Below are 12,576 nucleotides of genomic sequence, written 5' to 3' on the forward strand. Positions count from 1 at the left end.
CGTTAACGATGACGCGGGGCATCAGACTCCCCGAGGCGGTCTCAGGTTTTTCGCGAGCAAGCTCGCTCCTACAGGGTGCGGCTCATGCTTAACCGAAGAACCAGTAGCACACCAAAATAGCCGCGACCACACCAGCAAACTCCGCGAACAACGCACATCCCACCGCATGCCGCGCCCGCTGGATGCCTACCGAGCCGAAGTACACGGCCAGCACATAAAACGTGGTTTCAGTACTGCCCTGTATCGTCGCCGCCACCAACGCCGCAAAGCTGTCCACACCCTGGGTCTGCATGGTCTCGATCAGCATCGCCCGTGCCGCACTGCCGGAGAACGGCTTGACCATTGCGGTCGGCAGAGCGTCGACAAAGCGCGTATCCAGGCCAGTCCAGGCCACCACATGGCGAATCCCTTCCAGGCCGAACTCCAAGGCGCCCGAGGCACGCAACACGCCAACCGCACACAGCATCGCCACCAGATAGGGCAGTAGGTTCTTGGCCACGTCGAAGCCTTCCTTGGCGCCTTCGACAAAGGCCTCGTACACCTTGACCTTGCGCAACGCACCGATCACCAGGAACAGCATGATCAAGCCAAACAGCGTGAGGTTGCCCAGGATCGACGACAAACCGGCCAGCGCTGTGGCAGACAGGGTCGCCAGCAGCGCCATGAAGCCGCCCAGTACCAGCGCGCCGGGGATCAGATAGGCCAGCACCACCGGGTCCCACAAACGCAGGCGCTGCATCACCGCCACCGACAGCAGGCCCACCAGTGTCGAGGCGCTGGTGGCCAGCAGGATCGGCAGGAACACCAGCGTCGGGTCCGCAGCGCCTTGCTGGGCGCGGTACATGAAGATGGTCACCGGCAAAAGCGTCAGCGAGGACGCGTTGAGCACCAGGAACAGGATCTGAGCGTTGGTCGCCGTATTGGGGATGGGGTTGAGCTCTTGCAGCGCCTTCATGGCTTTCAGGCCGATGGGCGTGGCGGCGTTGTCCAGGCCCAGGCCGTTGGCGGCAAAGTTGAGGGTGATCAAACCGATCGCGGGGTGCCCGGCGGGCACTTCCGGCATCAGGCGGCGAAACAGCGGGCCGAGGGCCTTGGCCAGCCAATCGACGATCCCGGCTTTTTCGGCGATCCGCAGAAAGCCCAGCCATAACGTCAGGGTACCGAACAGCAGCACCATGACTTCCACCGATAATTTGGCCATGGCGAAAATGCTTTCGACCATCGCCGCGAAGATCCCGGCGTTACCGCCCACCAGCCATTGCGCCAGCGCTGACACCATTGCCACGACAAAGAAGCCAAGCCACAGGCCATTGAGCATCAGATAAATCCCCCGAAAGATGGGGCGAATGATAACGGGGCTGGCAGAAACGACAAACCCCGGAATTCTCCGGGGTTTGTTTTCGATCAATCTGCAATCAGCTACGGGTGGCTTGTGCCGTAGGCAGGGCTTCCTTGCTGCGCCAGTGCGGCAGGGAATTCCAGTAGCGCTCGCCCTTGGCGTCGTCGTACATGCCTTCCCAACGGGAGATAACCAGTACGGCCAAGGCATTGCCGATCACGTTCAGGGCGGTACGCGCCATATCCATCACACGGTCGACACCGGCGATAAACGCCAAGCCTTCCAGTGGGATGCCCACGCTGCCCAGCGTCGCCAACAACACCACGAAGGACACGCCCGGCACGCCGGCGATACCTTTGGAGGTCACCATCAGGGTCAGTACCAGCATCAGTTGCTGGCCGATCGACAGGTCGATGCCATACAGCTGGGCAATGAAGATGGCCGCGATGCTCTGGTACAGGGTCGAACCGTCGAGGTTGAACGAATAGCCGGTCGGCACCACGAAGCTGCAGATCGCTTTCGGCGCGCCGTAGGCTTCCATCTTCTCGATCACACGCGGCAGCACGGTTTCGGAGCTGGCGGTGGAGTAAGCCAATACCAACTCATCTTTGAAGATGCGGATCAGCTTGAGGATCGAGAAGCCAAACAGGCGTGCGATCAAACCCAGGACCGCGAAGGCGAAGAACAGGATCGCGACGTAAACCAGGATCACCAGCTTGGCCAGCGGCAGCAGCGAGGCGAAGCCGAAGTTGGCGACCGTCACCGCGATCAGCGCGAATACACCGATAGGCGCGTACTTCATGATCATGTGGGTGACTTTGAACATGCTCTCGGACACGCCCTGGAACATGGTCACCAGCGGTTCGCGCAGTTCAGGCTTGAGACTCGACAGGCCCAGGCCGAACAACACCGAGAAGAAGATGATCGGCAGCATCTCGCCACGGGCAACAGCGGCGAAGATATTCGAGGGGATCAAGTTGAGGATGGTCTCGATGAACGCATGTTCATGCTGCACTTCGGCGGCAGTCGCCTGGTACTTGGAGATATCGACGGTACCCAGGGTACTCATGTCGATGCCAGCGCCTGGGTGGAACAGGTTGGCGAGCAACAGGCCCACCACGATGGCGATGGTGGTGACGATTTCGAAGTAGAGGATGGTTTTGACGCCGATACGACCGAGCTTTTTCGCGTCGCCTACACCGGCAATGCCGACGATCAGCGAAGAAATCACAATCGGGATCACGATCATCTTGATCAGGCGGATAAAGATATCGCCCGCCGGCTGCAACACATTGCTGATCCACCAGGCCTTTTCAGCACTGAAATGGTTGAGCACGGCACCGATTGCAATGCCCAGTACCAAACCGATGAGGATCTGCCAGGCGAGGCTTAGCTTTGCCTTCTTCATGTCATTACCCTTGCTTCAAGTGGACTTACGGCAAATGCGCCAGCTGCAACGCTCGAAAGCGAAAAAGTGTGTGCATCTGCCTCCATGGAAGGTCACCGCAGCGTGGCCGAAATGGCTTACTGGCAGGCGAAAAAAGGCGCAACTATTCCCATGCAAGGGAGCGACGTCTAATGCCGTAAACGCCTACCCTATGCCGAATCGGCATGGCTTTTTTTGAAAATATTTGTCCAAACGGTCAGTTCGTATCCGCCATTCGAGCGGGTGAATATGCCGTTAAGCAGCCAAATCAGGCTCGCGCAGAGATACTGGACGATTTCGATTGGCTGGCAGAAATGTCTGAGAAATCCATTACCTAGGATCGGAAAGATCCTATAGCGCGATTGAAAAATTCTCGATAGATGGTCACGCCGACATACCCGGTAATGGTTGGCCAGACGCAAAAAACAAAACTGCGGCTATAGGCGGCATGAAACGCGGGAATGAGAGTCGTAAGCCCGCCGCAAGTTCAGCAAGCTTGAGGTCTTGTGAACTTGCGTCGCAGCTTTTCGCCTGACCCGGCCCTTGCGCAGGTACTCCCTGTACCCGTAGGTCACGCCGATCCTGATCGATCAGAGCAACCCGGCCCCCTGGTCATGCATCACTCAAGGAGCGATGCAAACAGAAAGAAGCACAAGGGCTTCCTTCTATGGACGCCGGCTCCGTCAGACGGAACCTAGTACCAATTCGGATCTTTCTTGAGCTGTTCCATCAGCAGCTTTTGCATACCCTCGTCCGGCTTACCGAGGAAACGGTAATCGGCGTGCCGGGTCGGGGACTTGTCCGCTGGCAAACCCGCCGGGACTTCCACCAACATGGCGTAGGCATCTTCCTTGTCGAGGCTGAAGGCAACGATCAGGCGCTTGTTCAGGCAGGTGTCTGCGGTTTCGCAAAGCGGCCCGACCAAGTACTTGTCGCCATCTTCCTCAACGGCATTCATTTGCTCGGCCGTGCCCGACAGGTTCATCACCCATTCGGGCAGGCGTTCCTCTTTCTTCACCACGTCTTGCCAGGTTTCACGGTACTGCGGATCCGCGCTGAGCAATTCGTTAGCCCGGGACTGGCCGTCGTTGGCGGCCATGGCCAGGCCGCTGCCGCCCAACAGCAGGGCGGCAGCAAGGGCTTTAAAAGGCAGGCTGACCATATTCAACCTCGGCCTTTGCGACCAAAGAAGAACGAAGCGATAAACATCACCAGGAAGACCACAAACAGGATCTTGGCGATGCCGGTGGCGGTGCCAGCGATACCACCGAAGCCCAGGACTGCGGCCACAATGGCGATGATCAGAAATGTGATTGCCCAACTCAACATGGTGATTCTCCTTATGCTTCTATAGGGGTAACAGCGGTGATACCGTGCAGCCGCTCAACACGAGCGACATTTTTTACCTAGAACACCCAACGGTCATGGGCCGGCAGTTCGTCCAGAGTGGAACCCTGGTCTACCAGGCTCAATTGCGGGGCAGTCACATCGGCGCTGGCGCTGCCAATGGAACGAAAATGGGTCTGGGTCATGACAGGACGTTCAAATTGCGGGGCTGGCTGCGCACGCTCCTGCCAATGCTGCAACTGCTGGCCGGCAATCAACGTGACCATCAAGGCCAGGCTGGCGAACAGGCCCTGCTGCAAGCGCAGCGGCGATACACGCAATTGGCTGAGGCTTTGGCGAGTCATGCTGCATTACTCCCGCATTCTGATTATTCGTTCATGACGCTCTTGGGGGAGATATTGCAGAGTGCATGCCAGCTTTATTGCAAAATAAAACACAATAAAATCAAGCATTTACACTTGCTCGATAGATTCGTCGCCTAGCATCCTGCACGATGCCTCCTTGCAGGCCGTGCGAAATGCACGATGGTCGGGGGTCGGAACCAGACACCCAGCGCACACATCGAAGGATCGAAGGGTGAAAGGAAGGGAAAATGCCTTCAGACGTCGTCTGTAGGAAGGCGCGCAGATAGCTGCACGAAGAAGCCTTTTATGAATCAGAATAAACCATGCAACTTGCCCGATTATTCCGGGACTAAACACCATCACATTTATAGTTAAGGAGTGCGGGACAGATGGATTCAGCCAAGGAACTTCAAGGCCGCATTCTTTTAGTGGATGACGAATCCGCGATCCTGCGCACCTTCCGCTATTGCCTGGAAGATGAGGGCTACACCGTCGCCACCGCGAACAGCGCCGCCCAGGCCGATGCCCTGATGCAGCGTCAGGTGTTCGACCTGTGCTTCCTCGACCTGCGCCTGGGCGAGGACAATGGCCTGGACGTGCTGGCCCAGATGCGCGTGCAGGCTCCGTGGATGCGCGTGGTGATTGTGACCGCCCATTCGGCCGTGGATACCGCCGTGGACGCCATCCAGGCTGGCGCCGCCGACTACCTGGTCAAGCCTTGCAGCCCCGACCAACTGCGCCTGGCCACGGCCAAACAGCTGGAGGTGCGTCAGCTCTCTGCGCGGCTGGAAGCGCTGGAAGGCGAGGTGCGCCAGCCCAAAGACGGCCTGGACTCCCATAGCCCGGCAATGATGGTGGTGCTGGAAACCGCGCGGCAGGTGGCCGGGACGGACGCCAATATCTTGATTCTCGGCGAGTCCGGCACCGGTAAAGGTGAGTTGGCCCGGGCGATACACGGATGGAGCAAACGCTCGAAGAAGTCCTGCGTGACCATCAACTGCCCGTCACTGACCGCCGAACTGATGGAAAGCGAACTGTTCGGCCATAGCCGCGGCGCATTCACCGGCGCCAGTGAAAGCACCCTGGGCCGAGTGAATCAGGCGGACGGCGGTACGCTGTTTCTCGACGAGATCGGCGATTTCCCGCTCACGTTGCAACCCAAGTTGCTGAGGTTTATCCAAGACAAAGAGTATGAGCGCGTGGGCGACCCAGTCACCCGCCGCGCTGACGTGCGCATCCTCGCAGCCACCAACCTGAACCTGGAAGACATGGTGCGCGATGGCCGTTTCCGTGAAGACTTGCTCTACCGCCTGAATGTCATCACCTTGCACCTGCCCCCGCTGCGCGAACGCAGTGAAGACATCCTGACCCTGGCTGACCGCTTCCTTGCCCGCTTCGTCAAGGAATACGCACGCCCGGCGCGCGGCTTCAGCGATAATGCCCGCGAAGCGCTACTGAACTACCGCTGGCCCGGCAATATTCGTGAACTGCGCAACGTAGTGGAACGCGCCAGCATCATCTGCCCCCAGGAGAAGGTTGAGATCAGCCACCTGGGGATGGCTGAGCAACCGGCCAACAATGCACCGCGTATCGGGTCGGCTTTGAGCCTTGACGAGCTGGAGAAAGCCCATATCGGCGCCGTACTTGCGACCAGCGACACACTGGACCAAGCGGCCCGCACACTCGGCATCGATGCGTCGACGCTGTACCGCAAACGCAAGCAGTACAACCTTTGAACAGGACCTTATGAAGCTCGCGATGAAACTGCGCACCCGGTTATTCCTGAGCATCTCAGCCTTGATTACCGTGGCTTTGCTGGGGTTGGTCCTGGGCTTGGTCAGCGTCATGCAAATGGCCAAGACCCAGGAATCGCTGATCCGCAGTAATTTCATCACCCTGGACCTGGGGCTCAAATTGCGTCAGAGCCTGGGCGACCAGTTGATCATGATGCTGGAGAAGCGTCCCGACCCAGACGCCCTGCAAGCCTCCAAGCAGCATTATTTCGATCTGTTGGATCAGGGCATCGCCCATGAGCAGGTCGACGGCAAAAACCATGGTTTCAGCCAGGCACGCTCGGATTACCAGAATCTGCTCAAGGCGTTTGACCAATCCCAGCAGACATCACCGCCTGCGGGCAGCAAGGAAAAGCTCACCGAGACCTTCAACATACTGCGCAACGGCTTGATCGCCGACCACAAGCGGGCCCTGGAAAATATCAGTACCAGTGAGCATAAATCCCGTGAGCGCGCCCTGTTGATAGCGGGCCTGCTCGGGCTGGTAGGGCTCGCGGTGCTGATCATCGGTTTCGTCACGGCCCATGGCATCGCCCGGCGTTTCGGTGGTCCCATCGAGGCCCTGGCCAAGGCCGCCGACAAGATCGGGCAGGGCGACTTTGAAGTCACGCTGCCGATCTCCTCCGCAGCGGAAATGAACCTGCTGACCCGCCGTTTCGGCATCATGGCCGAAGCGTTGCGCCAACATCAGGCCACTAACATCGATGAGCTGCTGGCCGGCCAACAGCGCCTGCAAGCGGTGCTCGACAGTATCGATGACGGCCTGTTGATGATTGATCGCCAAGGCTGCCTGGAGCACCTCAACCCTGTAGCGCAGCGCCAATTGGGCTGGGATGAGGAGCGGCTGGGTCAAGGCCTTGGCGAAGCCATGGGTCGTGCGGAAATGGATGAACAGCTGCAACTGGTGCTGCGCGGCGGCAACCTGGAGCGGGCCCCGGACGATCTGGAGGTGGAAGTCGAGGGTGAGTTGCGCCTGCTGACCTACAGCCTGACCCCGGTTAGCCATACACAGGGGCACATTCTCGGGGCCGTGATGGTGCTGCATGATGTGACTGAACAGCGCGCCTTCGAACGGGTGCGCAGCGAGTTCGTATTGCGCGCCTCCCATGAGCTGCGCACGCCGGTTACCGGCATGCACATGGCCTTCGGCTTGTTCCGAGAGCGGGCCAAGTTCCCACCGGACTCCCGCGAGGCGGACCTGCTGGATACGGTGAATGAAGAAATGCAGCGCCTGATGCAGTTGATCAACGACCTGCTCAACTTTTCGCGCTACCAGAACGGCCTGCAGAAACTCACCCTGGGCACGTGCGATGTCACCGACTTGCTGGAGCACGCACGGGCTCGGTTTGCTGAGCCTGCGAACGCCCAGCACATTGAGTTGCTGGTAGAAGCTCAACCTGAGTTGCCAAGGCTGTATGCCGACCAAGTGCAACTGGAGCGGGTGCTCGACAACCTGTTGGGCAATGCCCTGCGCCACACCGCCGAAGGCGGGCAGATTCGCCTGCAGGCACGACGGCATGGCGAGCGGGTGATTATCAGCGTCGAGGACAACGGCGAAGGCATTGCCTACGGCCAGCAAGGGCGGATCTTCGAACCCTTTGTACAGGTGGGCCGCAAGAAGGGCGGTGCGGGCCTGGGCTTGGCACTGTGCAAGGAAATCGTGCAATTGCACGGCGGCCGCATGGGTGTGTACTCGCGGCCAGGGCAGGGTACGCAGTTCTATATGGCATTGCCCCTGTAGGAGCGAGCTTGCTCGCTCCTACCTGTACACCATCAGCGGTGATTCAAGGCCTTCAGGATCGCGGCGCTTTCAGCGTCTGGGGTGCCGTCAAACAATGACGGGCGAAAGCGCATCTGGAACGCAGCGATGACGTGCCTTGTGGCCACATCCAGCTCACCGGTCTGCGGCGTCTGGTAGCCCAGGCGCGCCAGCTCTTCCTGGAACCAGGTAATGCTCGGCAACTGCGCGGCGTACTGCACCTGGAACCGGGCCACTGCCTGGGCATCCGGCCACACGGCCAGACCTTCTGCCGCCAAGCGTTTCCAAGGGAACAACGGGCCTGGGTCCAGCTTACGCAGTGGGGCAATGTCGCTGTGCCCGATGATGTTCTTGGGGTCGATGCCATTGCGCTTGCTGATGTCCTTGAGCAGCACGATCAGCGACTGCACCTGCGCTTCGGAATACGGGTACCACACACGCCCCGTCGGCGTATCACTGAACCCTGGGTTGACGATCTCGATGCCGATGGAGCTGGAATTGAGCCAGGTGCGCCCCATCCACTCGCTTTGCCCGGCGTGCCAGGCGCGCTGGCTTTCATCCACCAGCTTGTAGATGGTGCCGGAGGCGTCGTCGCCGATCAGGTAATGGCTGCTGACCTGGCCATGGGTCAACAGCGCCAGGGAACGTTCAAGGTTGGTCGAGGTGTAATGCACCACAACGAACTGCACGCGGTTGTCGTGGTTGACCGAGGGATGGCTGGTGTTCAGGCGCGGGCCGCTGGCGCAGCCGGCAAGCAGAAGAAACGCTAAAGCGATATACAAGGATTTCATGGCGAGAGGCATTACACTGAAAGACGATAATGCAACAGTGTAACGTAAGGTTCATGGCTAGGCGGTCAAATCACAAAATGGAACATCTTTTATGCCGCCTGCACCTGATTACGCCCCGCAGCCTTTGCCCTGTAGAGTGCCTCGTCGGCACGCTTGAGCGCCAGGTCACTGCGCTCGCCGGGTTGAAACTGCGCCACGCCCATGGACACCGTGATCGTTACCGGCTCGCCCTTGAAGTGGAACGGGCACGCTGCAATGGCCTCACGCAATACTTCACCTACGGCCAGGGCATCCGCCAGGGCTGAGTCGGGCATGAGCAGCACAAACTCTTCACCACCAAACCGCGCGATGAAGTCAGTCGGCCGCAGGCGTTTGCTCAGCACGTTGGCGATAATCTTCAAGACCTTGTCCCCTGCCAGGTGACCGTAGCCGTCGTTGATGCGCTTGAAGTGGTCCAGGTCGAGCATGGCCAGCGACAGGCTGTTACCACGCTGATGCCAGGCGTTGACCTCGTAATCGAGGCGTTCGCTCCACGCCGCACGGTTGGGCAGGCCGGTGAGCGGATCGATCAAGGCCTTCTGGCGCTGCACCTCCAGGTGCTCGCGGTAGCCCTGGGCCTCCAGCTCCATATGGGCCACGCGTTCAGCCAGGCCTTTGAGGCGTGCGGCCACTTCCTGTTCGCGCAGGTCACGCTGTTGCTGGTGTTCGTCCATGGTGCCGAGCAAGCCTTCAAGGTGGCTTTCGAGCACCTGCTTGAGGCTGTCCAGGTCGGCGGCGTCCTGCACGCTGCTTTGCAGGCCGTCCACCTGCTCGCGAATCTGTGTGTCCAACTCCCGCGCGGCCAGGCTGCTGTCGGCGTGGCCGTCGCTGGCGACCTGCAAATGCCCTTGGAATGCCTCGAGACGCTCGTTGAGCTGCTTGAGATAAGCCTCGAACTCATGCTGGCCACTGTCGGTGACCGCCAGCATCAGCACGGCCAGGTCATCCAGGATCGGCAGCAGTTCGTACCAATTCAAACCATGGGCGAGACGCTCACGCATCGCCTCGGCCTGGGGCTGGTGACGTTCGGGCAGGGAAAGGTCTTCCAGCAGGCCGAGCAAAGTGCCTTCAATGTGCTTGGCCACCGAGCTGTAGGACGGTTCAGGCGAATCGGGCAGGGCGTAGGTGCCGTCCGGTTGCAGCTCGTCAGGCTCGGGGCTTTCCAGCACGGGGGGCAGCGACAGGCTGCCGATGGTGGTCTCATCCGGCGTTTCGACTGGAGCCGGCGGCGGTTCGATAAAGGCAGCGAGTGCGCTTTCGTGAGCAGGCTCCGCAACCGGTGGCGCCTGCACGTCGGGCTCCGGTAATTGCGCAGGCGCAATCGACGGCAGCTCTGGAGCGTCGAATACCGGCGTTTCTCTGGCGACCTCTTGCCCTTCGGCCGCGGCAACAGGCGCAGCCTTCAAGGCCACGGGTGTGGGTGACAGCGGTGCAAAGGCACGCAAGGCTTGGGTCAGCTCTTCCGATTGCGCAGGTTCTTCCGGTTCGGGTGCGGGTTTGGGCGCTGCAGGCTTTGGCGCTGCCAATTGCATTGCCGGCAGTGGCTCAGCGTCAACCGGCAATGCTTCACTGGCGGCCTCCTTACTACCGAACAGGCGTTGCAACAGGCCCGGGCCTGGGCGTGCGGTATCGCCTTCAGGCTCCAGATTATTCAGCGCCTGCCCCTGCAGGCTGCTCAGCTCACTGAGTAGCAGGGGTATCTCCCGCGCTTGTGCCACGCGACCATCGAGTTGCTTGGCGAAGGTTTTCAGCGGGCGAGCCACCTCGCGGGGCAACGGCAGCTTTTGCAACTGGGTGACCAAGGCGGTGAGCGCGGTGCTGATCTGGTCGACACGGGTTTCGCGGCGCTGCTCCGAATCCAGCACGGCCTTTTCCAGGCGTGGCAGTAAAGCGGCGAGGGCAGCGTCCATGTCGTCCGTGCGCACGACATCGCGCATTTCCTTCATGCATTGATCGACGGCGCGGTCGGTGCCTTCAGCGGCCAGCGTGCTGCGCACCAGCCCGCGGCGCAGCAAATCGAGGCGGGCAGCCCAGCGGCGTTCGAGTTTGTCTTGTTGCTCGATGCTCTGGAGGTATTTCTCTTTCCAGCGCTGGGCGTCGTCGCTCATGCAAGGGGTCCGCGAGGGCCTGGGCTCAACGCGGGTAATGCATCAGCCGTGAGCGAACCCGGCAGACGAATCTCTACCGCGACCGGCAGGTGATCGGAAATGGGCTGCGCTAGCACCTGCACACTTTCCAGTGTGAGGCTTGGGCTGAGCAGGATATGGTCAAGACAGCGCTGCGGGCGCCAGCTGGGAAACGTGGCTTCGACTTGCGGGGCCAGTAACCCCAGGTCGCGCAGCGGAGAATTCTGCAGCAGGTCGTTGGCATGGGTGTTCATGTCACCCATGAGCACCTGGTGCTTGTAGTTACCAATCAATTCACGCACGTAGGCCAGTTGCAGGTTGCGCGTACGCCCCCCGAGGGCCAGGTGCATCATCACCACCACCAAGGCTTCCGGGCCTTCGCCAAAACGCACAAGGATCGCCCCGCGCCCTTTGGGGCCTGGCAAGGGATGATCTTCAATAGCCGTGGGTTTGAGGCGGCTGAGTACGCCATTGCTGTGCTGCGCCAGGCGCCCCAGGTTGCGGTTGAGTTGCTGATACCAGTACGGGAAGGCGCCCAGCTGAGCCAGGTGTTCCACCTGGTTGATATAGCCGGAGCGCAGGCTGCCGCCGTCGGCTTCCTGCAGGGCGACCAAGTCGAAGTCGCTGAGCAGGTCGCCGATTTTCTGCAGGTTACCGGTACGCCCCTTGTGGGGCAGCAGGTGCTGCCAGCCACGCGTGAGGTAGTGCCGATACTTCTCGGTACTGTTGCCCACCTGGATATTGAAGCTGAGCAGGCGCAAGCGGCTGTCTGCCGGCAGGCCTGTGGACTCCAGGTGATGCTCGTTGACCTGCGGTTCATGCAGGCCAACGACACGCTCGGTACCCCAGCGGCGCATGGCGAGCCCCTTACTTGGCAGCGCGTTCTTTGGCAATCAGTTGGTCGGCAACGTTCAGGGTCGCTTCAGGACCACCGGTGCTGCCCAGGTCGAAACGGTATTTGCCGTTGACGATCAGAGTTGGAACGCCTTGCACGCCGTACTTCTGCGCGAGTTCCTTGGCCTGTTTGATTTGGCCCTGGATAGCGAAGGAGTTAAAGGTCGCGAGGAACTTGTCCTTGTCGACACCTTGAGTAGCAACGAAGTCAGCCATTTCGTCCGGTTTGGTCAGGCGCTTGCCTTGTTTCTGGATCGCTTCGAAGACAGCGTTGTGGACCTTGTGCTCAACACCCATGGCTTCCAGCGTCAGGAACAGTTGGCCGTGGGCGTCCCATGGGCCACCGAACATGGCAGGAATGCGACGGAAGTTAACATCCTTGGGCAGCTTTTCAGCCCATGGGTTGATAGTCGGCTCGAAGGCGTAGCAATGCGGGCAGCCGTACCAGAACAGCTCCACCACCTCGATCTTGCCGGGTACCGCAACCGGAACCGGGTTAGCCAGTTCAACATAGGTTTTACCGGCTTCAAGCGGCACATCGGCAGCTTGAGCGGTCATGCCGAAGAGGCTGGCAGTGACGAGAGCGGCGCTGAGGATCAGATTACGCATGCTTTACTCCTGGACAAATAAAGTCGCCTCACGCGACCTTTGTTGTGACAGGTCTACGCGGACATGAGTTCGTTAGTGTAACGGCAGCGGCCACAAAAAAGGGCGGCCT

11 protein-coding genes are annotated in these 12,576 nt (G+C 60.1%); 2 read left to right on the top strand and 9 right to left on the bottom strand.

The window, feature by feature from the left end:
* Positions 1-88: 88 nt before the first annotated feature.
* From AC1RAC_RS25205 to AC1RAC_RS25225, 5 genes are all read right to left on the bottom strand, one after another.
* On the bottom strand, positions 89-1,318 hold the full coding sequence (locus AC1RAC_RS25205) for a nucleoside recognition domain-containing protein (RefSeq protein WP_492617081.1): 1,230 nt from the start codon (positions 1,316-1,318) through the stop codon (positions 89-91).
* Positions 1,319-1,415: 97 nt separating this feature from the next.
* A complete protein-coding gene (gltP, locus tag AC1RAC_RS25210; protein WP_003187390.1) occupies positions 1,416-2,747 on the bottom strand; it encodes a glutamate/aspartate:proton symporter GltP in 1,332 nt (443 codons plus the stop codon).
* Between the two features lie 712 nt (positions 2,748-3,459).
* The gene (locus tag AC1RAC_RS25215; protein ID WP_034129242.1) at positions 3,460-3,927 is read right to left on the bottom strand and encodes an inhibitor of vertebrate lysozyme family protein; all 468 of its coding nucleotides are present in this window, start codon (positions 3,925-3,927) and stop codon (positions 3,460-3,462) included.
* 2 nt (positions 3,928-3,929) lie between these two features.
* A complete protein-coding gene (locus AC1RAC_RS25220; RefSeq protein ID WP_003187386.1) occupies positions 3,930-4,094 on the bottom strand; it encodes a DUF1328 domain-containing protein in 165 nt (54 codons plus the stop codon).
* A gap of 77 nt (positions 4,095-4,171) precedes the next feature.
* The gene (locus AC1RAC_RS25225; protein ID WP_020301400.1) at positions 4,172-4,456 is read right to left on the bottom strand and encodes a hypothetical protein; all 285 of its coding nucleotides are present in this window, start codon (positions 4,454-4,456) and stop codon (positions 4,172-4,174) included.
* A gap of 389 nt (positions 4,457-4,845) precedes the next feature.
* On the opposite strand from AC1RAC_RS25225, the gene algB reads away from it, so the two are divergent.
* Complete coding sequence (gene algB, locus AC1RAC_RS25230) at positions 4,846-6,192, top strand: sigma-54-dependent response regulator transcription factor AlgB (RefSeq protein ID WP_034129241.1); 1,347 nt, start codon at positions 4,846-4,848, stop codon at positions 6,190-6,192.
* 10 nt (positions 6,193-6,202) lie between these two features.
* On the top strand, positions 6,203-7,990 hold the full coding sequence (locus AC1RAC_RS25235; protein ID WP_054897229.1) for an ATP-binding protein: 1,788 nt from the start codon (positions 6,203-6,205) through the stop codon (positions 7,988-7,990).
* Positions 7,991-8,022: 32 nt separating this feature from the next.
* Here the strand turns inward: AC1RAC_RS25235 and AC1RAC_RS25240 are convergent, their stop codons facing one another.
* The 4 genes from AC1RAC_RS25240 to dsbA form a co-directional block, all read right to left on the bottom strand.
* Positions 8,023-8,799, bottom strand: a complete 777-nt coding sequence (locus AC1RAC_RS25240) for an N-acetylmuramoyl-L-alanine amidase (RefSeq protein ID WP_054897230.1) — start codon at positions 8,797-8,799, stop codon at positions 8,023-8,025.
* A gap of 89 nt (positions 8,800-8,888) precedes the next feature.
* Positions 8,889-10,946 (bottom strand): GGDEF domain-containing protein, encoded by a 2,058-nt coding sequence (locus AC1RAC_RS25245; RefSeq protein ID WP_492617082.1) that lies wholly within the window; start codon positions 10,944-10,946, stop codon positions 8,889-8,891.
* Positions 10,943-11,821, bottom strand: a complete 879-nt coding sequence (locus tag AC1RAC_RS25250) for an endonuclease/exonuclease/phosphatase family protein (protein WP_003187377.1) — start codon at positions 11,819-11,821, stop codon at positions 10,943-10,945. The genes AC1RAC_RS25245 and AC1RAC_RS25250 overlap by 4 nt, the downstream gene beginning before the upstream one ends.
* Positions 11,822-11,831: 10 nt before the next feature.
* Positions 11,832-12,467 (bottom strand): thiol:disulfide interchange protein DsbA, encoded by a 636-nt coding sequence (gene dsbA / locus AC1RAC_RS25255; protein ID WP_003187375.1) that lies wholly within the window; start codon positions 12,465-12,467, stop codon positions 11,832-11,834.
* Positions 12,468-12,576: the final 109 nt, after the last annotated feature.

The organism is Pseudomonas sp. GW823-FHT02F05 (assembly GCF_058797315.1).

Coding starts and splice junctions, on each gene's coding strand:
- AC1RAC_RS25225 (WP_020301400.1), bottom strand. CDS start 4,456: ATGACTCGCCAAAGCCTCAGCCAATTGCGTGTATCGCCGCTGCGCTTG.
- algB (WP_034129241.1), top strand. CDS start 4,846: ATGGATTCAGCCAAGGAACTTCAAGGCCGCATTCTTTTAGTGGATGAC.
- AC1RAC_RS25220 (WP_003187386.1), bottom strand. CDS start 4,094: ATGTTGAGTTGGGCAATCACATTTCTGATCATCGCCATTGTGGCCGCA.
- dsbA (WP_003187375.1), bottom strand. CDS start 12,467: ATGCGTAATCTGATCCTCAGCGCCGCTCTCGTCACTGCCAGCCTCTTC.
- AC1RAC_RS25215 (WP_034129242.1), bottom strand. CDS start 3,927: ATGGTCAGCCTGCCTTTTAAAGCCCTTGCTGCCGCCCTGCTGTTGGGC.
- AC1RAC_RS25205 (WP_492617081.1), bottom strand. CDS start 1,318: ATGCTCAATGGCCTGTGGCTTGGCTTCTTTGTCGTGGCAATGGTGTCA.
- gltP (WP_003187390.1), bottom strand. CDS start 2,747: ATGAAGAAGGCAAAGCTAAGCCTCGCCTGGCAGATCCTCATCGGTTTG.
- AC1RAC_RS25240 (WP_054897230.1), bottom strand. CDS start 8,799: ATGAAATCCTTGTATATCGCTTTAGCGTTTCTTCTGCTTGCCGGCTGC.
- AC1RAC_RS25250 (WP_003187377.1), bottom strand. CDS start 11,821: ATGCGCCGCTGGGGTACCGAGCGTGTCGTTGGCCTGCATGAACCGCAG.
- AC1RAC_RS25235 (WP_054897229.1), top strand. CDS start 6,203: ATGAAGCTCGCGATGAAACTGCGCACCCGGTTATTCCTGAGCATCTCA.
- AC1RAC_RS25245 (WP_492617082.1), bottom strand. CDS start 10,946: ATGAGCGACGACGCCCAGCGCTGGAAAGAGAAATACCTCCAGAGCATC.